General features: G+C 67.8%; 16 protein-coding genes. 10 read left to right on the top strand and 6 right to left on the bottom strand.

All coding sequences use genetic code 11. The features are described from left to right. Nucleotides 1–432 (top strand): MAPEG family protein, encoded by a 432-nt coding sequence (locus AC07TU_RS02250; protein WP_495186288.1) that lies wholly within the window; start codon nt 1–3, stop codon nt 430–432. Here the strand turns inward: AC07TU_RS02250 and nudC are convergent. From nudC to mutY, 3 genes are read right to left on the bottom strand one after another with little or no spacing between them, the layout of a single operon-like run. After that, nucleotides 429–1,301, bottom strand: coding sequence for an NAD(+) diphosphatase (gene nudC, locus AC07TU_RS02255; RefSeq protein WP_495186289.1), 873 nt, complete (start codon nt 1,299–1,301; stop codon nt 429–431). The two genes, AC07TU_RS02250 and nudC, sit on opposite strands and share 4 nt — an antisense overlap. Then, nucleotides 1,301–2,608 carry a serine hydrolase domain-containing protein gene (locus tag AC07TU_RS02260; protein WP_495186290.1) on the bottom strand — a complete coding sequence of 436 codons (1,308 nt, stop codon included), beginning with the start codon at nt 2,606–2,608 and terminating at the stop codon, nt 1,301–1,303. Before AC07TU_RS02260 ends, nudC begins: the two co-directional genes overlap by 1 nt. Next, a complete protein-coding gene (gene mutY, locus AC07TU_RS02265; RefSeq protein WP_495186291.1) occupies nt 2,605–3,654 on the bottom strand; it encodes an A/G-specific adenine glycosylase in 1,050 nt (349 codons plus the stop codon). Before mutY ends, AC07TU_RS02260 begins: the two co-directional genes overlap by 4 nt. Nucleotides 3,655–3,681: 27 nt before the next feature. Here mutY and AC07TU_RS02270 point away from each other — a divergent pair, with 27 nt between their 5' ends. From AC07TU_RS02270 to AC07TU_RS02300, 7 genes are read left to right on the top strand one after another with little or no spacing between them, the layout of a single operon-like run. Beyond that, nucleotides 3,682–4,194 carry a DUF721 domain-containing protein gene (locus tag AC07TU_RS02270; RefSeq protein ID WP_495186292.1) on the top strand — a complete coding sequence of 171 codons (513 nt, stop codon included), beginning with the start codon at nt 3,682–3,684 and terminating at the stop codon, nt 4,192–4,194. Further along, nucleotides 4,194–4,910 carry a DsbA family protein gene (locus tag AC07TU_RS02275; protein WP_495186293.1) on the top strand — a complete coding sequence of 239 codons (717 nt, stop codon included), beginning with the start codon at nt 4,194–4,196 and terminating at the stop codon, nt 4,908–4,910. Before AC07TU_RS02270 ends, AC07TU_RS02275 begins: the two co-directional genes overlap by 1 nt. A gap of 31 nt (nt 4,911–4,941) precedes the next feature. Beyond that, complete coding sequence (locus AC07TU_RS02280; protein ID WP_495186294.1) at nt 4,942–5,676, top strand: thioredoxin domain-containing protein; 735 nt, start codon at nt 4,942–4,944, stop codon at nt 5,674–5,676. Nucleotides 5,677–5,714: 38 nt separating this feature from the next. Next, on the top strand, nt 5,715–6,440 hold the full coding sequence (locus AC07TU_RS02285; RefSeq protein ID WP_495186295.1) for a DsbA family protein: 726 nt from the start codon (nt 5,715–5,717) through the stop codon (nt 6,438–6,440). A 33-nt stretch (nt 6,441–6,473) separates the two neighbouring features. Continuing rightward, complete coding sequence (smc, locus tag AC07TU_RS02290; protein WP_495186296.1) at nt 6,474–9,893, top strand: chromosome segregation protein SMC; 3,420 nt, start codon at nt 6,474–6,476, stop codon at nt 9,891–9,893. A gap of 32 nt (nt 9,894–9,925) precedes the next feature. Further along, nucleotides 9,926–12,331, top strand: coding sequence for a glycoside hydrolase family 31 protein (locus AC07TU_RS02295; protein WP_495186297.1), 2,406 nt, complete (start codon nt 9,926–9,928; stop codon nt 12,329–12,331). Beyond that, the gene (locus AC07TU_RS02300; RefSeq protein ID WP_495186298.1) at nt 12,328–13,659 is read left to right on the top strand and encodes an MFS transporter; all 1,332 of its coding nucleotides are present in this window, start codon (nt 12,328–12,330) and stop codon (nt 13,657–13,659) included. Before AC07TU_RS02295 ends, AC07TU_RS02300 begins: the two co-directional genes overlap by 4 nt. 204 nt (nt 13,660–13,863) lie before the next feature. Here the strand turns inward: AC07TU_RS02300 and AC07TU_RS02305 are convergent, their stop codons facing one another. After that, nucleotides 13,864–16,152 (bottom strand): glycoside hydrolase family 3 N-terminal domain-containing protein, encoded by a 2,289-nt coding sequence (locus AC07TU_RS02305; RefSeq protein ID WP_495186299.1) that lies wholly within the window; start codon nt 16,150–16,152, stop codon nt 13,864–13,866. 186 nt (nt 16,153–16,338) lie between these two features. Between AC07TU_RS02305 and AC07TU_RS02310 the strand changes: the two genes are divergently transcribed. Together AC07TU_RS02310 and AC07TU_RS02315 are read left to right on the top strand one after the other, a co-directional pair. After that, nucleotides 16,339–17,328: a LacI family DNA-binding transcriptional regulator gene (locus tag AC07TU_RS02310; RefSeq protein WP_495186300.1), complete on the top strand. Its 990-nt coding sequence runs from the start codon at nt 16,339–16,341 to the stop codon at nt 17,326–17,328. Between the two features lie 30 nt (nt 17,329–17,358). Then, nucleotides 17,359–18,792 carry a glucoamylase family protein gene (locus AC07TU_RS02315; RefSeq protein ID WP_495186878.1) on the top strand — a complete coding sequence of 478 codons (1,434 nt, stop codon included), beginning with the start codon at nt 17,359–17,361 and terminating at the stop codon, nt 18,790–18,792. A 157-nt stretch (nt 18,793–18,949) separates the two neighbouring features. Here the strand turns inward: AC07TU_RS02315 and AC07TU_RS02320 are convergent, their stop codons facing one another. Together AC07TU_RS02320 and AC07TU_RS02325 are read right to left on the bottom strand one after the other, a co-directional pair. Beyond that, complete coding sequence (locus AC07TU_RS02320) at nt 18,950–20,767, bottom strand: family 43 glycosylhydrolase (RefSeq protein WP_495186301.1); 1,818 nt, start codon at nt 20,765–20,767, stop codon at nt 18,950–18,952. Nucleotides 20,768–20,778: 11 nt separating this feature from the next. Further along, nucleotides 20,779–21,453 carry a DUF6445 family protein gene (locus AC07TU_RS02325; protein ID WP_495186302.1) on the bottom strand — a complete coding sequence of 225 codons (675 nt, stop codon included), beginning with the start codon at nt 21,451–21,453 and terminating at the stop codon, nt 20,779–20,781. Nucleotides 21,454–21,506 lie beyond the last annotated feature (53 nt).

A 21,506-nucleotide genomic window follows, 5' to 3' on the forward strand; every position in this document is an offset into this window, starting at 1 on the left:
ATGGACGCGATCATCCTGCCCGTGGCGCTCGCCACGACCGCCGCCTGTGCGCTGCTCAACCTCTGGCTCGCCTTCCGCGTGGGCATCCTGCGGCGGTCCGAAAAGATTTCGATCGGCGATGGCGGCAACGAGCGGCTGACCGCCAGGATGCGCGCACAGCTCAACTTCGCCGAATACGCACCGATCGTGCTGATCCTGATTGCGCTGATCGAGCTCGCAGTAGGTACGGTGGAATGGCTGTGGGTTGTTGCAGCCCTGTTCGTCGTCGCACGTATCCTTCACGCGTTCGGCATGGACGGGTGGAAGCCGGGACGCGCGATCGGGATCGTCCTCACCTTCCTGATTCTTGCCGGTCTCGGGCTCTATGCCGCGAGCATCCCCTATCTGATGACCGGCGAAAGCGAGACGATCGAGCTGATTCAGGCGGGCTAATCGCCCAGCCAGGCGCGCAATAGCGTGTGGGCAATCGCATAGGGCGGCGGCGCGCCGAATCGGGCGTCCGGACGCTCGTCGAGCGCCGCGCGGACCTCGTCGCGCGTCACCCAGATCGCGTCCTCCAGCTCGTCCATGTCGAGGGTGAGCGAATCACCCTCGGCCTGCGCGATGCAGGCGATCATCAGCGAGGACGGGAACGGCCAGGGCTGGCTGGCAACATAGCGAACGTTGCCCACAACGATGCCGGCTTCCTCCAGCGTCTCGCGTGCGACCGCCTCTTCGATCGATTCGCCGACCTCGACGAAGCCGGCCAGGGCCGAATAGCGTCCCGCGGGCCAGGCCGCCTGACGGCCGAGCAGCGCACGCCCCTCATATTCGGCAAGCATGATCACCACCGGATCGGTGCGCGGAAAATGCTCGGCGGCGCAGGAAGGGCAGCGCCTTGCCCAGCCCGCGCGGAACAGTTCGGTAGCGTTGCCGCACGCCGGGCAGAAGCCGTGCCGCTGATGCCAGTCGACCAGGCTGCGCGCGCAGGCATAGAGACCCGCCTGATCGGCGGGCATCAGTCCCAGCATCTGGAACAGAGCGGGCGAGCGCGTCACGCCGTGCCGTTCGCCCATCGCCAGCGGCACGAAATGCGGCTTGCCGCCGATATAGCCGAGGAACAGCGGCTCGCTGCCCTCGGGCAGGTCGGCGAGGCTGGTCCAGACCAGCTGCCCTTCGCGGTCGATCTCGGGCTCGAGCCCGGTGAGCCTGAGCAGCCGTGCGCGCCAGTCGCCGAGTGCCGCGGCCAGCGCCTCGGGATTGTTGCGCTCGCGGTCGGCGCGATCGAGCACCGCACCGGTGAAGCCGACGTCAGCGCGCATCAGCGGGCGACGTCCGAATAGACGGCCTTCACCGCGTCCGCACGCAACGGCCATTTGTCGCTGGGGAAATAATTGACCATCACCGTCGCCCGCACCTTGTTCGCCGGATCGACCCAGGCGATCGTCCCCGCAGCCCCGCCCCAGCCATAGGTGCCCTTGCCCGGCCCGCCCGGCACGCTCTCCAGATAGACCGAGCCGCCCGCACCGAAGCCCATCTTCGGCGCCGTGTCGCCGCCGCTGCCGCCCGGAGCCCGATCGAACACAACGCCCGCTGGCAACAGGTTCGACATCGCCAGCCGCACCGTTTCGGGCTTCATCACGCGGGCGCCGTCGAGCGTGCCTTCATTGAGCAGCATGTGCAGGAAACGGTCATAGTCGCGCGCCGACATGACGAGGCCGGCGCCGCCATAGGGGAAGGACGGCGGCGATGCGAAGACCGATCCCTTGGCCGGGTCCATCGGGATACGGTTCTCGCCGGTCCACAGATAGTTGGTCGCGAGCCGCCCGATCTCGCTCTGCGGCACCGTCCAGTAGCTCGACTTCATTTTGAGCGGATCGAACATGCGCGTCTGAACAAACCGCTCGAACGGCATCCCGCTCGCGACCTCGACCACGCGCGCGAGCACGTCGAGGCTGATCGAATAGCTCCACTTGGTCCCGGGATCGGCGATCAGCGGGAGCGTCGCGACGCGATCGGCAAACTCCTTGAGCGAGGTCGGGCGCACCTTGCGCAGATTGGGCTCGACGCCCGGATTGATCGCGGCGGGCACGATCCCCAGCCGCTCATACTCGTGGAGCAAAGGCCCCTTGGTGACGATCGTGTAGCCGAGACCCGCGGTGTGGGTGAGCAGATGCCGGACCGTGACCGGCCGTGCAGCGGGGCGGCTGGCGAGGCTGTTCGCCGGATCGGTCAGCACCATCATCGACTTGAAGCCGGGAATGAAGTCGCTCACCGGCTGGTCGAGCTTCAGCTTGCCGTCCTCGACCAGCATCATCGCGGCGATGCCGGTGATCGGCTTGGTCATCGAATAGACCCGCCACAGCGAATCGGCGCTTGCCTTCGCCGCGCCCGCATCGTCCGCGATCGCACCGGCCGCAGCCAAGAGCGGCGGCCGATCGCCCTTGGCATAGGCGATGGAAATGCCCGGCGCCTTCCTGTCGGTGACATAGGCGCGGGCAAGCGCGAGAACCGCATCCGCCCCGACGGCATCCTGAACCGGCGCCGATGTGACAGCCTGTGCCAAGGCTCCCGTCACCGCGGTGATCGCAAGCGCGGCAGCGCCGCCAGCCAGCCAGAAACGCTTCATTCGCTCCTCCCGATCGCCTTCACCGCCTTGGCGAACACCGTGGGCAGCCCCGCCGAGTCGAGATCGGCGATCGGCCACCATTCGCCGTCCGGTGCGCCTATGTGGCCGCCGATCGTTGCAGTCGCAAGCGCGGCAACCAGCTCGAAATGCGTGAAGACGTGGCGCACCGTGGCGTTGCGCAGCGTCCAGTCGGCGGCGAAGGGCGCATCGGCCAGCGCCGGTGGCGATTCGGACCAGACACCCGTCGGAAAGGCGCGCATCCCGCCCAACAGCCCCTTGTCCGGCCGGCGGACCAGCAGCACCTTGCCGCCGCGTTCGGCCCAGAAGAAGGTGCCGTAGCGCACCGGCCGCGCCTTCTTCGGCGCCTTGACCGGAAAGTCCTCCGGCGTCGCCATGGCTCGCGCATCGCACCGATCGGCAAGCGGACAGAGCAGGCATCTGGGCGAGCGCGGCGTGCAGATCGTCGCGCCCAGATCCATCATCGCCTGCGCGAAGTCCCCGGCCCGCGCATCCGGCGTGATCGAATCGGTGAGATCGCGGATGCGCGGCTTCGCGCCCGGCAGCGGATCGGCCACCGCAAACAGCCGCGCGACCACCCGCTCGACATTGCCGTCGACCACCACCGCGCGCTGGCCGAAGGCGATCGCCGCGACGGCCGCCGCGGTATAGGCGCCGAAGCCGGGCAGATTGCGCAGCTCGGCCTCGGATGCGGGAAGGCGCCCGCCATGCCGGGTGGCCACGGCGCGCGCGGCAGCGAGCAGGTTGCGGGCGCGCGCATAATAGCCGAGGCCTGCCCAGGCGCTCATCAGGTCGGCATCCTCAACCGCCGCCAGGCTCGCGAAATCGGGCCAGCGCGTGGTGAATTTCTCGAAATAGGGAATGACCGTCGCGACCTGGGTCTGCTGGAGCATGACCTCCGACAGCCACACCCGATAGGGATCGGGCGCCGGACTGCCCGGCGGCGCGCGCCAGGGCAGGACGCGGGCATTGGCATCGTACCAGCGCAGCAGCGGTTCAGCGATGTCGCGAGAAGGATTGGCGGGCACGCCCCGGCTATGGCATGGACTGGCGCGATGAGTAAGCCGCGCGCCACCACCGATGAGCCCAAGCGCAGCAACCGCATCCGCCAGGTGGCGGATCTGGTGCCCGATGTCGGCCGCGTCGCATTCCGCAAATTCGGTTTTGTCCAGAGCGCGGTGGTACGCCGCTGGAGCGAAATCGTCGGCGAACGCTATGCCGACGTCTCCGCGCCCGAATCGATCCGCTTCCCACGCGGCGAGCGCTCGAACGGCGTGCTCAACTTGGTCGTTCAGGGCGCGCATGCGCCAATGATGATGCACATCGCGCCAGAGATCATGGAGCGGGTCAACCGCTTCTTCGGCTATCCCGCGGTCGCACGCGTCGCGATCCGTCAGGGCGAGGTCGCTCGCGTGCCCGCGCCCGTACCCAAACCCGCGCCCGCACCGCTGCCGGCGGAAATGGGTGAGAGCCTGCGCGCGATCGCCGACCCGGAACTGCGCGCGGTGCTCGAAGGACTTGCCGCCGGGGTTGCGACCCCCGTGCTCAAACTCGGAAAGATCGATTGATGCGCCTGTTCCGCCTGTCCATGGCCCTGATCGCGGCACCGCTGCTCGTCACCGCCGGCTTTGCGCAGCAGCCCAAGAAGGCAGCAGCCAAGCCGGCTCCGAAGGTGAGTGACTGGCGCAGCCATGTCGTGCAGACGACGTCGGGCGCGATCCTGACCGGCAACCCCGCCGCCAAGGTGAAACTGGTCGAGTATCTGAGCTATACCTGCCCGCATTGCGCGCATTTCGTCGCGGAATCGAAAGCGCCGCTCTACGACGACCTCGTCCGCCGCGGCGTGGTGCGGGTCGAGTTCCGCCATGCAGTGCGCGATCCGCTCGACATGGCGGCGGCCTTGCTCGCGCGCTGCACCGGGCCGAAAGGCTTCGGCAGCGCGACCCAGGCCATCTTTGCCGCGCAGGCAAGCTGGTTCGAACAGGGCCGGACCTGGTGGCAGGCAAACGCCACATCGCTTCAGTCGCAGCCTGAACTCGCGCGGATCAAGGCCGCGGCGAACGGATCGGGCCTCTCGGCACTGATGCAGAAGCGCGGCATGTCCGCCGCGACGATCGACCGCTGCTTTGCCGCGTCCGCCGACCTCGATAAGGTCACCGCGATGACCAAGACCGCCTGGGAGACGATCCAGGGAACGCCCAGTTTCACGGTCAACGGCAAGGCCGCCGGTGGCAGTGACTGGTCGACGCTGCAACCCGAACTGCGCGCCGCCGGCGCGCGTTGAAATACGACGTTTCGAACGGAGAAAAGAACTGATGCGTATTGCGATTGGCCTGGCGTCCGCGGTGATCCTGGCGGGGTGTGGCGGCGGCGAGAGCGGCAACAGCACGGCCGCGGCGCCGGCAGCGCCGGTAGCGGGCGCGACCGCACCGGCGGGGTCACAATGGACCGACAAGGTCGAGAAGACCGCCGAGGGCGGTTTCCGCATGGGCAATCCCGACGCGCCCATTAAGCTGATCGAATATGGATCGCGGACCTGCGGCCATTGCGCCGCCTTCGCTACCACCGGCATGGAGCCGCTCAAGGCCCAGGTCGCGACCGGCAAGGTCAGCTTCGAATTCCGCGACTTCCTGCTCAACTCGATCGATCTGGGCGCTGCGTTGCTCGGCCAGTGCGCGGGTCCGGGTCCGTTCTTCGCCATCATGGACCAGATGTACGAGCAGCAGGCGACGCTGCTCCAGGGCGGACCCAAGGAAGGCGATCCCTTCTTCCAGCAGGTCGAGGCGATGGCACCGGCCCAGCGCACCGCGGCACTTGCGGAACGCTATGGCTATCTCGCCTTCGTCCAGCAGCGCGGCGTCCCCGAAGCCAAGGCCCGTCAGTGCCTTGCCGATCAGGGTGCAATCGATGCGCTGGTCAAGGGCAACGAAGCGGCCCAGAAGGAATACAACATCCCGGGCACGCCGACCTTCATCCTCAACGGCAAGGTGCTCGAGAACACCGGCACCTGGCCGCAGGTCGAGGCGGCGCTGAAGGCGGCGGGCGCGTGATCGGGCGCCACCGGGGCTGAACAACGGGAGGGGGATCGATGCGGTTCGTACTGATGTTCGCGGCGGCGGCGATGCTGTCGGCATGCGGCGGCAATGATACCGCGAATGTCACGGCGCCGGCCGGGTCGGTCGCAACGGTTACCCCTCCCGCAGGTCAGGATTGGTCGCAGACCGTCGCCCAGACGCCGGAAGACGGCTATCGCATGGGCAATCCCGATGCAGGCCTGAAGCTGGTCGAATATGGATCGCGCCTCTGCCCGGGCTGCCGGCTCTTCTATACCGAGGGCTATACGCCGCTGGTCGAGCGCTATGTGAAGACCGGAAAAGTCTCCTACGAATTTCGCGATTTCCCGGTTCACGGACCGGTCGATATCCCGTCGATCCTGCTAGGGCATTGCGTCGCCAAGGAGGCCTTCTTCCCGGTCCTCGACCAGATGTTCGAGAATCAGCCGGCCTTTCTTGAGAAACAGTCGAAGCTGTCGCAGGAACGCTATGGCCAGCTTCAGAACGACCCGGTCGCGCTTGCGGGCTGGCTCGCCACCGAGATGGGCTATATCGACTTCGTCCAGCAGCGCGGCATACCCGAAGCCAAGGCGAAACAATGCCTGGCCGATCGCGCCGCGATCGAGAAGATCGCCACCGACGCGCAGGCAGCCGCGGAGAAGGGCGTGGGCGGAACGCCCACCTTCTTCCTCAACGGCAGCAAGATCGAGGCGGGCGACTGGCGCAGCGTCGAAGCGGCGCTGAAGCAGGCAGGCGCCTGACGATGATCCGGGCGGGGGGAGCGCAAGCCTAAGGTGCAGATCAAGCGGCTCCGCCTGACCGGTTTCAAGAGCTTCGTCGATCCCGCCGACCTGCGCATCGAACCGGGGCTGACGGGGATCGTCGGGCCGAACGGCTGCGGCAAGTCCAATCTGCTCGAAGCGCTGCGCTGGACGATGGGCGAGAACAGCGCCAAGTCGATGCGCGGCGCGGGCATGGAGGACGTGATCTTCGCGGGCACCGCGACCCGCCCGCAGCGCGATTTCGCCGAAGTCTCGATCCTGGCCGAGCAGCCGGGCGGCGCCGATGATTCTGGGGGAGAGCTGGAGGTCGTCCGGCGGATCGAGCGCGGCGCCGGATCGGCCTATCGCATCAACGGCCGTGACGTGCGCGCCAAGGACGTGGCGCTGCTGTTCGCCGATTCGGCGACCGGCGCCCACTCGCCGGCACTGGTGAGCCAGGGACGAATCGGCGCGATCATCATGGCCAAGCCGGGCGAGCGGCGGCAGATGCTGGAAGAGGCGGCGGGCATCTCCGGCCTGCATGTCCGGCGCAAGGATGCCGAGCAGAAGCTGCGCGCAACTGAAGCGAACTTGACCCGGCTGGACGAGGTGATCGGCGACCAGGAGGCGCGCGCCGCTGCACTCAAGCGCCAGGCGCGTCAGGCCGAACGCTATCGCGAGCTTTCCGACAAGATCCGCACCGCCGAGGGGCGGATGATCTTTGCCCGATGGCGTGAGGCGGCGAACGCGGCAGACGCGGCGAAGAAGGAGGCGACGGCGGCCGAGGCGCTGGTCGCGGAGCGGACGCAGGCACAGGAAAATGCGCTGGCGGCGCAGCGCGAGGTGGCGGACCGGCTCGCCAGCGCGCGCGGCGCGGCGCTGGCGGTGCGCGATCGGGCGAGCGAGGCGATGCACGCGCTGGCCGGGCTGCGCAGCGAACGGGCGAGCGTCGAGCGTCGGATCGCCGAGCTGGCCGACAGCGCCGCGCGGCTGGAAGGGGACAAGGGGCGCGAAGGCGCGCTGGCACACGACGCCGCCGACGCGCTGGCGCGGCTGGAGGACGAGGCCAAGGCGCTGCAGCTTCGGATTGCGGACGCCGAGGGACGGATGCCGTCGCTCGAGTCCATGCTGGCGAGCGCGGAGAGCAATTCGCGTGATGCCGAAGTTTCATTGGCGCAGGCACTTTCGTCTCAGGCAAGTGAAACGGCCGAAGCCCGCGTCGCCGACGCCGCGTTCACCTCTGCGAGAGGGAGGGTAGAACGTGCGGAACGCGACGTTGCGCGGGTCGCCGCCGAGATTCACGCTTTGGGCGACCCAGCGCCGCTCAAGGAGGCGCGGACCAAGGCCGCGGACGACAAGGCCAAGGCGGAGCGCCAGGCCGAGACCGCGCGCACCGGCCTGGCCCGTGCCGACGCGACCGAACGCGGCGCAGTGGACGCGCGGACGCGGGCGCAATCGGCTCGCGCGGAGGCGCATGCCGAACTGGCGCAGCTCGATAGCGAGGCGGCGGCGCTGACCAAGGCGACGCGGCCGAGCGGCAAGGACCGGCTGCTCGACAAGCTTAAAGTCGATCCCGGATACGAACGCGCGCTCGCCGCAGCGCTGGGCGACGATCTGGAGGCAGGGCTCGACCCGGCCGATGAGCGTCACTGGGCGGGCGCCGAGGCGCAGAAGGGCGATCCGGGCGCGGCATCGGGAACGACGCCGCTGGCGCGGCATGTCGAGGCACCCGGCGTGCTCGCGCGGCGGCTGGCGCAGGTGCTGGTGGCGGAAAGCGACGAGGGCCAGCCGCTCGCGGTCGGGCAGAGGCTGGTGACGCTGGCGGGCGTGCTGCGGCGCTGGGACGGCTATGTCGCGAAGAGCGGCGGCGCGGCGGCGGCCGAACGGCTCGAGCGCGTCAACCGGCTGCGCGCGATCGAGAAGGCGCGCCCGGCGGCGGTACGCGCAGTCGACGCAGCCGATACCGAACTGGCACGGATCGATAGCGACATCGCCGAAGCGCGGCGCGCGGCGGCGGAATGCAAGCGCCTCCTCGACCATAGCGAGACCGCCGCGCGCGAGGCGGCACGGGCGGAAGATCGCGCGGCGGCGGCGCTCGAACGGCTCGACGGCCAGCGCGCCGACCTGGAAGCACGACGCGCGCGCACCGCCGCCGAGCTGGAAGAGGCGAATGGCGAGCTCAAGCGCGCGGAGTCGGCACGCGCGGCCCTGCCCGACGGGAGCGCGACGCGGGCCAAGGTAGCGGCGCTGACCGCCGAGGCCGAGGCCCGGCGCAACGCGGCGGCCAATGCGCGCGCCGAACGCGGCAATCTCGAGCGCGAAATGGCAGCGGCGCGCGAACGGCTGGCGGCGTCGATCGCGGAGAGCAAGAGCTGGAAAGCGCGCGCGGGCGAAGCGGCGAAGCGAATCGCCGAGATGGACGCGCGCGCGGTCGAGCTGGCGGAAGCGGCAGAGGCGCTGAAGGATAAGCCCGCTCGGCTCGACGCAGCGATCCTGCACGCCGAGAAGGCGAACGAGGAAGCGCGGATCGAAAGCGCGGCGGCGCAGCTGGCCGAACGCGAGGCCGAAAGCGCGCTGCGCGACACCGAGGGCGCGGTGCGCGCCGCGGGCGAGGCGCTGGCCGAGGCGCGCGAGGGCCGGGCGGGCGCGGTGGCGCGGCACGAGAATCAGGAGATGCGCCGCATCGAGATGGGGCGGCTGTCGGGCGAGCGGTTCGAATGCCCGCCGCCGCTGCTGCCCGAACGCGCCGGCTTCGCCGAGGAGACGGTGCGCGGACCCCAGGACGAATCCGCCGCCCACGACCGGCTGATCGCCGAGCGCGAGCGGATCGGGCCGGTCAATCTGGTGGCCGAGACCGAGCTCGCTGAACTGACCGCGAGCGCGCAGAACAGCGCGAAGGAACGCGACGAGCTGATCCAGGCGGTGCACCGGCTGCGCGGGAGCATCGGCACGCTCAATCGCGAGGGGCGGCAACGGCTGCTGGCGGCGTTCGAGGCGGTCGACCAGCATTTCCGGCGGCTGTTCACGACGCTGTTCAACGGCGGGCAGGCGCATCTGGAACTGGTCGATTCGGACGATCCGCTCGAAGCGGGCCTGGAGATCATGGCCCAGCCGCCGGGCAAGAAGCTGCAGTCGCTGACCTTGCTGTCGGGTGGCGAACAGGCGCTGACCGCGGTTGCGCTGATCTTTGCCCTGTTCCTGACCAATCCGGCGCCGATCTGCGTCCTCGACGAAGTCGATGCGCCGCTGGACGACGCCAATATCGAGCGTTTCTGCGACCTGCTCGACGCGATGACCCGCGAGACCGCGACCCGCTATCTGATCGTCACCCACAATGCCGCGACGATGAGCCGCATGCATCGCCTGTTCGGCGTGACGATGGTCGAGCGCGGGGTAAGCCGGCTGGTGTCGGTCGACCTGGGCGGCGCGGAGTCGCTGCTCGCCGCCGAATAACGATAGTGTATGCGCGTACCGGAGAGGATCGGATGAGACTGCTTCTGACAGCCTTGTCGGTCATTGCATTGGCCGCCCCCGCGTCGGCGCAGGTGCGGGCGTTGGACGATGGCGTCGAGGTGACGCGCGGGGAGATGGCGGTGCGGGTGACGGCGCTGTCCGCATCGGTGCTGCGCGTACGGATGGCGCGCGACGGCCAATGGCCCGAGGATGCGAGCTGGGCAGTGCCCGCCGAGGTGCGGGCGCGAACGGCCAAGGTGATCGCACGCGCCGACGGCTTCGACACCGACGCGCTGACGGTGACGGTCGATCCGGCGACTTTGCGCCTGACGGTGCATGAGCGCGGCGGACGGCTGGTGGTGGCCGATGCCGCCGATCCGGTGATGCGCGCGGACGGCAGTTTCGAGCTGACCCAGCAGATGCCGGTCGGCGAGCGCTATTTCGGGCTGGGCGACAAGACCGGGCCGTTCGACCGGCGCGGGGCGAGCTATGTCCACTGGAACACCGACACGTTCGGCTATGGCCGCGAGACCGACCCGACCTACAAGTCGATCCCCTTCTATGCCACCACCGGCGGCGGGTTCGGCAGCTATGGCCTGTTCCTCGACAATCCGACGCGCAGCTGGTTCGATTTCGGGCACCGCAGCGACGGCGAGCTGAAGATCGGCGCGCCGGGCGGCCCGGTCGATTATTATGTGATCGCCGGGCCGATGCTGTCCGAAGTGGTCCAGCGCTATCACGGGCTGACCGGCAAGGCGCCGCTGATCGCGCCCTGGGCGTTCGGCTATCAGCAATCGCGCTACAGCTACATGTCCGACACCGAGGTACGTGAGCTGGCCACGCGGCTGCGCAAGGAGCGCATCCCCACCGATGTGATCTGGCTCGACATCGATTTCCAGGACCGCAACCGGCCCTTCACGACCAACCCCAAGACCTTTCCCGACCTGCCCAAACTCGCCGCCGACCTGAAGGCCGACGGGATCGGGCTGGTGGCGATCACCGATCTCCACATCGCCCACGCGCCAAGCCAGGGCTATGCGCCGTTCGACAGTGGCGCCGCGGGCAATCATTTCCTGCGTACGGCCAGGGGCCGGACCTATGTCGCGCCGGTCTGGCCGGGCGATTCGGTGTTCCCCGATTTCACCCGCGCAGCGTCGCGCGACTGGTGGGGCGGGCTGTACAAGGACTTCGTCAGCGCCGGGATTGCGGGCTTCTGGAACGACATGAACGAACCGGCGATCTTCGAGACGCCGACCAAGACCATGCCGCTCGACAATGTCCACCGCATCGAGGGCGACGGCTTTGCGGCGCGCGAGGCGAGCCACGCCGAGGTCCATAATGTCTATGGCATGCAGAACAGCCGGGCGACGTTCGAGGGGTTGAAGAAGCTCGATTCCACCATGCGCCCGTTCGTGATGACGCGCGCCACCTATGCCGGGGGACAGCGCTATGCGGTGACCTGGACCGGGGACAACAATGCCACCTGGGATCATCTCAAGCTGTCGGTGCAGCAGCTCGTCAATCTCGGCCTGTCGGGGTTCTCCTACTCGGCTGCGGATATCGGCGGATTCACCGGCGGACCCAGCCCCGATCTGCTGACGCGCTGGATCCAGATCGGCGCGTTCACTCCGGTGATGCGCGTGCACGCAGCGGTGAATACACCGCGCAGCGAACCCTGGATCGATGGACCGGAACATCTGGCGCTGCGGCGGCAGGCGATCGAGGAACGCTATCGCCTGTTCCCCTATCTCTATGCCGTGGCGGAGCAGCAGGCGCGGTCGGGCGACCCGATCATGCGCCCGGTCTTCTACGATTATACCTCGTCGGGCTGCGATTCGCCGATGAGCTTTACCCTGGGCAGCGACCTGATGATTGCTGCGTCGCCCAAGCCCGAATCGCCGCAAGCCTATGACGTGTGCCTGCCCAAGGGCGGGTGGTATGACTATTGGACCGGACGTTCGGTGGTGGCGACGGCGGGCAAGACCGCCGACAGCGTGACCGAGATGCCGCGGATCGACCGGCTTCCGGTGTTCGTGCGCGCCGGGGCAATCATCCCGCGCCAGCCGCTGGTCCAGAGCCTGAGCGAGCCCCCCAAGGGCGCGCTGGAACTGCTGGTCTATCCCGGGGACGATTGCCACGGCGCGATCTATCTCGACGACGGCAAGGCACGGGCGATCGAGCGCGGCGCCTATCTGCGCCAGAGCTTTCGCTGCTCGACGACGCCGAAGGGGCTGCGGATCGATTTCGACCCGCGTTCGGGCAAGCTCAAGCCTTGGTGGAGCGAGATCGCGCTGACCGTGCACGCAGTGTCGGATCTTGGCGCGGTGCGCTTCGGGCGGCGGAAAATCGCGGCGGAGATGGACGAGAGCGCCGACCGCATCCGCTTTACGGTTCCCGATTCCGCCAAGGCCGCGACCATCACCGTGGCCGGGCCGTGACCCCTGCCCGCCCTTCCCGTGCGCGCCTGACGCTGTTCGCTTTCGGGGACTTCGCGTTCAACCTCTACTGGCAGAGCGCGATGCTCTTCCTGCTGTTCTACTATACCGACGCGCTCGGCCTGCCGGTCACGGCGGCCGCCGCGATCTTCATGGCGGCGTCGGTATGGGACGGGGTCGCCAATTTCGTTGCGGGGCTGCTCGCCGACCGGCGCGAGCCCAAGGGCGGGCTCGGACGGCTGGTCGCGATCGGCGGCGTGCCGCTGGGGCTGGGGTTCGTGCTCGCCTATCTCCCCCCCGCCGTTCCCGGCTGGTGGGGGATGGTCGGGGTGTTCGCGGGACATATCGCCTTTCGCACCGCCTATGCCTTCATCAACCTGCCCTATCTGGCCATGAGCGCGCGGGTGAGCGCCGACAGCAACGACCGCGCCTATGTCGCCGGAGTGCGGATGCTGTCGGGCACGCTGGCGGCGGTGGTGGTCGCACTGGGCACGGTACCGCTGGGCGGGATGCTGCTCGGGACCAGGGCCGCTGCGGACGCCTATCTCGGCGCGGCGTTGCTGTTTGCGGTCGCCGGTGCGGCGATCCTCGCCTGGGTCGGCCTCACCTATCGCGAGGCGGACGTGCCCGAGCGGCGCGAACCGGTGCCGGTATGGGCGGCGCTCAAGGCGATCGCCGGCAATCGCGCCTTCGTGACCCTCAACCTCGCCATGGTGGCGATGATCATCGCGGTGACGATCCTCAACAAGTCGGTGCTCTATTATTTCAAATATTTCCTCGGTGACGAGGGCGGGGGACAGCTGGCGCTGGCGTCGATGAGCGTGGTGAGCGCGGTGTCGGTGCCATTGTGGATGCTGCTCCAGCGGACCCTGGGGACACGGGCTCTATGGTTCCTCGCGGCGGCGCTGGCGATGCTCGGGCTCGCGCTGTTCGCGCTGTTCGACATCCACCGTGCCGGGGTGATGCAGGCCTATCTGATGGCGATGCAGGCGATGATCGTCGGGCTCAACTTCGTCTTCTGGGCAATGCTGCCCAACACGATCGAATATGGCGAGCAGCGAACGGGGCTGCGCGTCGAGGGCGCGGTGTTCGGGATGGCGGCGCTGCTGCAGCGGGTAGCGATCGGGATCGCCACGGCGATCATCGGCATCGGCTTCGAGCGCGCGGGCTATGTCGCCAATATCGGCCAGAGCGCGGCAACCCTCACCGCGATGCGGCTGACGATCGCGCTGGTGCCGTTGGGATTCCTGGCGCTGTCGTGCCTGTTGATGGCGCTCAACCCGCTGGGGCGCGGGGAGCATGCGCGGATCGTGAAGGATCTGCGGAGATAGTGCTTGGTGAGCCGTACCGGCCCGCTCCCCCTCCCGGCCACCCATCAAGATACACTGGCGTGGGTGGCCGGGAGGGGGAGCGGGCTGGTGCGGCTATTCAGCGAAGCTGAATTCAGCCACGAACAACGCGATCCGGCACCGCCCCGGGGAGGGAGGGGGAAGCGGTGCCGGACCCCCGGCCGCAGGGCCGGGAAAGCGTCTCGATCAGGCGGTGAGCGTGAAGGTCGAATGGACCCCCTGCGCCTGCGCCGAAGGGGCGATCCACACGTCGAACAGGCCCGGCTCGACGGTGGGCTTCAGATCGCGGCCGATGAATTCGAGCTGCGACCGCTTGAGCACGAAGCGCACCGTCTCCGACGCACCCGGTGCAAGCGCGATCTTGCGGAACGCCTTGAGCTCGCGGACCGGGCGGGTGATGCTCGCCGCGCGATCGCGGATGTAGAGCTGAACCACCTCTTCCGCCGCGCGGGTGCCGCGGTTGGTGATCGTCGCGGTGAAGACGATCTCTCCGTTCCACGCCATCGTACCCTTGTCCGGGGTCAGGTTCGCATACTCGATCTTGCCGTAGGTCAGACCATGGCCGAACGGGTAGAGCGCCGAGTTCGGGATCGAGCGATAATGGGTCTTATACTCTTCGAGCTTGGCGTCGCTCGGATTCGGGCGGCCGGTGGGCTTGTGCGAGTAGTAATAGGGCTGCTGGCCCGGCTCGCGCGGGAAGCTCATCGGCAGACGGCCCGAGGGGCTGTAGTCGCCGAACAGCACGTCGGCGATCGCATTGCCGCTTTCCGACCCCAGGAACCAGGTGACGAGGATCGCGGACGCATTCTTGACCGCGCCTTCGAGCGCGAGCGCACGGCCGTTCTTGAGCACGACGATCACCGGCTTGCCGGTCGCGGCGACCGCTTCGGCCAGCGCCTGCTGCGGCGCAGGTACGGTGATGCTGGTGCGCGACTGCGCCTCGCCCGACATGCGCTCGCTCTCGCCGATCGCGAGCAGCACGACATCGGCGTTGCGGGCAGCGGCGACCGCAGCGTCGATCCCGCCGGGGAGCGGCGCCTCGACCTCCGAGCCCTTGACCACCGTGATCCGCGCGCTCTTGCCAAGCGCGTTGCGAACGCCGGTTTCGAGGTCGATCGCAAGCTTGTTGTCGCCATAGACGCACCACGGGCCGTTGAGGTCGTGCTGGCCGGCCGCGAACGGGCCGATGATCGCGATCTTCTGCCCGCCCTTGCGCAGCGGGAGCACGTCGCCCTCGTTCTTCAGAAGGACGATCGACTTCTTCGCCATCTCGCGCGAGAGTGCCAGCGTTGTCTTGGTGCGGCTGCGCGCGGCTTCGCGCTTCTCGTCGATGCGGCGGAAGGGATCTTCGAACAGCCCGAGCTTGGCCTTGATTGCCAGCACCTTGCGCACCGATTCGTCGACCCGCGCCATCGGCACTTCGCCCTTTTCGACCAGGTCGGGCAGGTGATCGCGGTAGAAGCCGCTGGTCATGCTCATATCGACCCCGGCCATGAAGGCGATCTTGGTCGCCTCACGCGCATCGGCGGCGAAGCCATGGTCGATCATCTCCATGTCGCCGGTATAATCGGAGACGACGAAGCCCTGATATTTCCACTCGTCGCGCAGCACGGTGCGCATCAGCCACTCATTGCCGTTCGAGGGGATGCCCGAAATCTCGTTGAACGAGGACATGGCCGACAGCGCGCCCGCGCCGAACGCCGCCTCGAAGGGCGGGAAATAGACTTCGCGCAGTGTCCGCTCGGACACATCGACGGTGTTGTAGTCGAGCCCCGCCTCCGCCGCGCCATAGGCGGCGAAGTGCTTGGCACAGGCCATCATCGTGTCAATCGCCTTGAGGCTGGCGCCCTGGAAACCCTTCACGCGCGCCGCGGCGAAGAGGTTGCCGAGATGCACGTCCTCGCCCGCGCCCTCCATGGTGCGGCCCCAGCGCTGGTCGCGCGCAACATCGACCATCGGCGCAAAGGTCCAGTCGATGCCCGCGGCAGCGGCTTCATAGGATGCGGCGGCTGCGGTCCTTTCCGCCAGCGCCGGATCGAAGCTCGCCGCCTCGCCCACCGGAACCGGGAAGATGGTGCGGTGGCCGTGAATGATGTCGGCGGCGAAGATCAGCGGAATCTTGAGCCGCGAGTCCTTCATCGCGGCATTCTGCATGATCCGGCACATATGCGTGCCGCTGCCGTTGAACACGCCGGTGAGCATGCCCTTGCGGACTTCCTCGACCTGCTGCTCGAAATTGGCGTTCGATCCGCTGGCCGGGTTGATCACTGTGCTGCCGCCCCAGGCCGAAGCCATCAGGCTGAGCTGACCCGCCTTTTCGGCGAGCGTCATCTTCGCGATCAGCGCGTCGATGAAGGGAGGAACCTCGACCGTCGCAGCCTGGCTCAGCAGTGCATGCGCCGGGCTGTGGAGCCACGCCGCGATCGCACCAGCGCCCATCAGCGCCGCGCGGCGGGAAATCCGGGTGTCGAGCATTTCTAATCCTCTCCTGAACGCATCGCGCCAAACCGCGGCGCGAGGGGAATGCGAATTGACCGGGCGGCCCCATGTTTTTGGGGTTGTCGCGCCGAACCGTAACCGGTTACATGCCGGTGAAACTTGCAATTTGCAATCGCGAATGATCCGCCCGAATACGTAATCATTTCGGGAGTGAGGGGATAGATGGCCGAGGCGACGATCCGCGATGTGGCACGGCGGGCGCAGGTATCGATCGCATCGGTATCGCGCGCGTTGAATGGCCTCGGCAATGTCCGCCAGGAAACACGCGAGCGGGTGATGGCCGCGGCTGCGGAGCTGGGTTACGTCCCGCACGCCGGCGCGCGCAGTCTCAGCCTCGCCCGCGCGCACGCCGTTGGCGTCGTGTTGCCCGATCTCCACGGCGAATTCTTCAGCGAGTTCGTGCGTGGCATGGACCGCGAGGCGAGCCGCCGTGGCTATGTGCTGCTGCTGTCCAACATCCATGACGAAAGCGAACAGGCCGCCAACGCGCTGCGCGCGATGCGCGGGCGGGTCGACGGGCTGATCGTGATGGCGCCGCATCTGTCCGCGGCGATGCTCCAGTCCGCGCTGCCGCCGACCCTGCCATCGCTGTTCATCAACGGCCCCGAGGAAATCGACGACCGGCCCACGATGCGGCTCGACAATCTCGCGGCGATGGAGGCGATGATCGCGCATCTGGTCGCCGGTGGGCGTACCCGGATCCTGCATATCGCCGGGCCGGAGGGCAATGTCGATGCGCGCGAGCGGACCGAGGGCTATCGCGCGGCAATGGCCCGCCACGGGCTCGACCCGGTGGTGCTCACTGGCGACTTCTCCGAGGAAGCAGGCGAGACCGCCGCCCGGGCGATCATCGACAACGCCATCCCCTGCGACGCGGTGTTCGCCGCCAACGACATGATGGCGCTGGGGTGTCTGCAGGCATTGCGCAATGCCGGGATCGACGTGCCCGGCCAGATCGCGGTGGCGGGTTTCGACGACGTGCCGCTCGCCCGCTATCTCGGCCTGACCACCGTGCGCGTGCGGATCGCCGAGATGGGCGCCCGCGCGGTGCTGCGGCTGATCGACATTCTCGAAGGCGGCCCGGCAGACCAGGAGGCCGAGCGCCACAGCGCCGAGCTGGTGGTGCGCACCACCACCGCGGCGCGCGACTGACTGACAGGAATATCAGGAGAGGATAGTATGATGCGTTTCCCGATCACCCGCCGGTCCCTGCTCGCCGCGCCCGCGCTGGGTGCCGCCGCGCTGACCCCGGCCTGTGCGCGTCCGCTGCTGGCCGAACCCGCCAAACCGGCGCTGCCCGGCTGGTACGCCGATCTCGAGAAGCGCACCTTCGACTTCTTCTGGCAGACGGCGAACCGCAAGAACGGGCTGGTGCCCGACCGCTGGCCGAGCAAATCCTTCTGCTCGATCGCGTCGGTGGGCTATGCGCTCACCGCCTATCCGGTCGGGGTCGAGCGCGGCTGGGTGACGCGCGCCGAAGCCGCCGAGCTGACACGCACCACGCTGCGCTTCTTCTGGACCGCGCCGCAGGGTCCCGAGCCGAGCGGCACCGCCGGATACAAGGGCTTCTTCTACCACTTCATCGACATGGAGACCGGGCACCGGTTCCGCACCAACGAACTGTCGAGCGTCGACACGACGCTGCTGTTCATGGGCATCCTGTTCGCGGCCGAATATTTCAACGCCGACAACGCTGTCGAGGCCGAAATCCGCAAGCTGGCGCACGACATCTATGCGCGGGCCGACTGGAATTTCTTCCGCAGCGACGGGCGCGCGCCGGTCTCGATGGGCTGGCACCCCGAGAGCGGCCTGATCCCGGCGAGCTGGCAGGGCTATAATGAAGGGATGTGCGTCTACATCCTCGCGCTCGCTTCGCCGACGCATCCGGTGCCGGCGAACAGCTGGGACGTGTGGACCGCCAAATATGCGCAATGCTGGCGCGGAACGGGCGAGACCCGCCATCTCGCCTTCGCGCCGATGTTCGGTCACCACTACAGCCATGTCTGGGTCGATTTCCGCGGCATCCACGACAAGCCGATGCGCGAGGCGGGGCTCGACTATTTCGAGAATAGCCGCCGCGCCACCTATGCCCAGCGCGCCTATGCCATCGCCAACCCGATGGGCTGGACCGGCTATTCCAAGGATATCTGGGGGCTGACCGCCTGCGACGGGCCGGGCGGCTACGACCTTCCCTTCAAGGGCCGGACAGCGACGTTCCGCGCCTATTCGGCACGCGGGCCGCTGGGCCAGCCCGACGAATATGACGACGGCACGCTTGCGCCGACCGCGGCACTGGGATCTTTGCCCTTTGCGCCCGAGATCGTGATCCCGGCCGCGGACGCGCTGCGCAAATGGCCGGGGCTGTACAGCCAATATGGCTTCCTCGATTCGTTCAACCCGAGCTTCACCTGGACCGACAAGCCGCTCGCCAATGGCCGGATCAACGGCAAGCATGGCTGGATCGACACCGACTATATCGGCATCGACCAGGGCCCGATCCTGCTACAGGCAGAGAATTACCGCAGCGATTTCATATGGCGCGTGATGCGCGGATCGAAGGTCATTCGCCGCGGGCTGGAAGCGGCCGGGTTCACCGGCGGCTGGCTGGCGGGGTAGAACCTGTTCCTCCCCTTCAGGGGAGGTGGCGGCGCGCAGCGACGACGGAGGGGCCGCCCCGCAGAGGGCGGTGTCCCTTGCCGCGCGCACCGCCCTCTGCGGGGCGGCCCCTCCACCGCCTTCGGCGGTCCCCCTCCCCGTACCGGGGAGGAGCTAACTATCGTACCCGCACCGGCTTGCTGCGCTTCGACACGCCGGTCTCGTTGAACGCCTCGACCGCGGCATAATAGCCGACGCCGAGGTTGAGCGCCCGGATATCGAGCTTCGCGTCCGCGCCCAGCTCATCGGCGAAGACCTGATAGGTCAGGGTCAGCCGATCAGGCCGCACACCCCACATCACGTTGTAGCCGGTCGCGCCGGGCACCTTGCGCCAGGTGACGCGCGCGTTGCGTTCGTCCTTGTCGCGAATCGCGGTGACACCGGCGGGGATGGCGGGTGCAGCGCCATCGGCGTTGCCGAACACGCGCAGATCGTTGATCGCGAGATGTGCGCCGCCGATATGGCCGTGGACATAGCGGACATAGCGGACCTTGGCGGGCGCCTTGAGCTCGAGATAGGCGTTGGGACGGTCGCGGCGCGGGCCCTCGGTCTCGACGATCTTCGACCAGTTCTTGCCATCCGCCGAACCCTCGATCCGGAATTCGGTGTAGATGTCGGGCGCGTCGGCGAAGCGGCCGGCCTTGTAGTCGGCGAAATTGACCTGGATCGCGCGGACGGTCTTCGCGGCGCCGAGGTCCATCGTCAGCGTCTCGCCCGGTTGCTTGCTGCCCGCGACCCAGAAGGTCCGGGGATTCTCGTCCGCGGCGCGGCTCGGCGCATATTCGCCGAGCGTCGAGGATGCGGTGAGCGGCTTGCGGTAGGAGAGCAGCATCCAGCCGGTGAAGAGCGATTCGATGTCATCGACCTTCCCTTCCGGCGCCCAGTGCGGGAAGTCGCCGAAGCGCGACGAGGACCACATCTGCCCGTCCGTCTCGAACCGCGCCGGGAACAGGTTGATGCGGCGTTCGAAGGTCCAGTTGGCGCCGAGCCAGGGTGTACCGGTGTTCCACCAGTTGCCGTGATTGTCCTCGAAGGTCGAGCCGTGCCCCGCACCCTCGACGAAACCGCCGGGCTTGTAGGCGACCGGGTTCCACGGGGCGTAGGTCCAGGGGCCGAGCGGCGACTTGGACGTGTAGGTGCCGTTGGCATAGGCGTTATACTCGGTGCCCGGCGCGCCATACTGGAGATAATAGGTGCCGCCGACCTTGGTCATCCAGGCACCTTCCATGAAGGGCTTGATCGGGGTGCCATCGGGCAGGCCGCCCGAATGATCCTGCCCGAACCGCTCCCAGCCATGCTGATCGGGATGGAGCCTGAACATCTCTTTGGCCGGGCCCTTGTAGATGAGCTTGCCGTCCCTGAATTCGATCTCGAGCCCATAGAGCGGGAAGACGTTGGACGAGTTCCAGTAGAGATACCATTTGCCGTCATCGTCGAGGAACAGCGCCGGATCCCACGGGCCGGGCGGGATCTCGCCGGGCTTCATCTTCTCCTCTTCGCCCGGGCGCACCTGTCCCGGCAGGCGCGGCATGCGCCGGACGAAATAGTCGAGCTTGCCGGTTTCGGGCGCGTCGGAGACGTAGATCGCGCCCGGCTCCATCATCGAGGGCATGAGGTAGAGCCGTTCGCCGTCCGACCAGGCGGCGGGTGCGACGAAGCTGTCATTCTCCCAGCGGCTCGGCGTGATGAAGGTCCAGTCCACCAGATTGGTCGAGCGCCAATAACCGTCCGCCAGCGTCTGGAAGAGATAATAGGCACCCTTGTGCCGCACGATCACCGGATCGGCACCGGTGCGATACGAGATGCCCTCGTTCACCTGCTCGAAATTGTAGCGGTAATCGATGTCGATCGGGTTGGCATAGGTGCGCTTGCCCGGCTGCGCGCCCGACGCGCCGGCGGCGATCAGCGCGGTGAGCGCAACAGCATGCTTGAGCATCGGTCGGGTCCTCAATGGATGCGGATGAACAGATTGGCGGTGAGCCGGCCCTGACGCGGATCGGCGCTGAGCTTCAGCCCCGATGGGATGACCCCCGAATGGAGCAGCGCGCCGCGGTAGATGACGAGCCGGTCGGGCACCGCCGCGACCCGGCCGATCTGGTCGAAATGCGCATTGCTGGTGTTGATGTAGCCGGTGAGCTGCTCGCTCTCGATCTTGGCGGCGGCGATGAACGCCACGCGATTATCCTCGGTCACCAGCTCGATCCCGGTACTGCGCTGGCGATAGAAGGCGGTCCCGCTGCCCGGCGCGTCGGTGAGATAGTGAAGCACCGCGACGATATCCGGATCGGGCGAATCGAAATGCGGGATACGCTGTGGCGCGCCAAGCGCAGCTGGCGGCACGGTGACCATCGAGAAGCTCGTCTCGAGCAGCTCGAAACTGTCAGCACCGAACGCGCCGCCAATATAGGGCGCCGCGGATTCGAGCAGGCGGCCGGCATAATCATGGGCCTCGGCATCGGACTCGGTCACCAGCCGGCGCAGGCCGGGATAATAGGTCTGGCTCAGCGGAAACGGCGCAAGGCGCGCGGCGATCGCCACCGCGGCGGCAGGGTCGCCGGTGATCCCATCGACGGTGACGACCGGCTGCTGGCAATGGCCGAAACGGTGCAGCTCGGGTTTCACCCCATCTCTCCTGGCCCGTAGAAAAAAGGGAGGAAGCCTTGGCTCCCTCCCTT

Source organism: Sphingomonas sp. GW821-FHT03E12 (genome assembly GCF_059420685.1).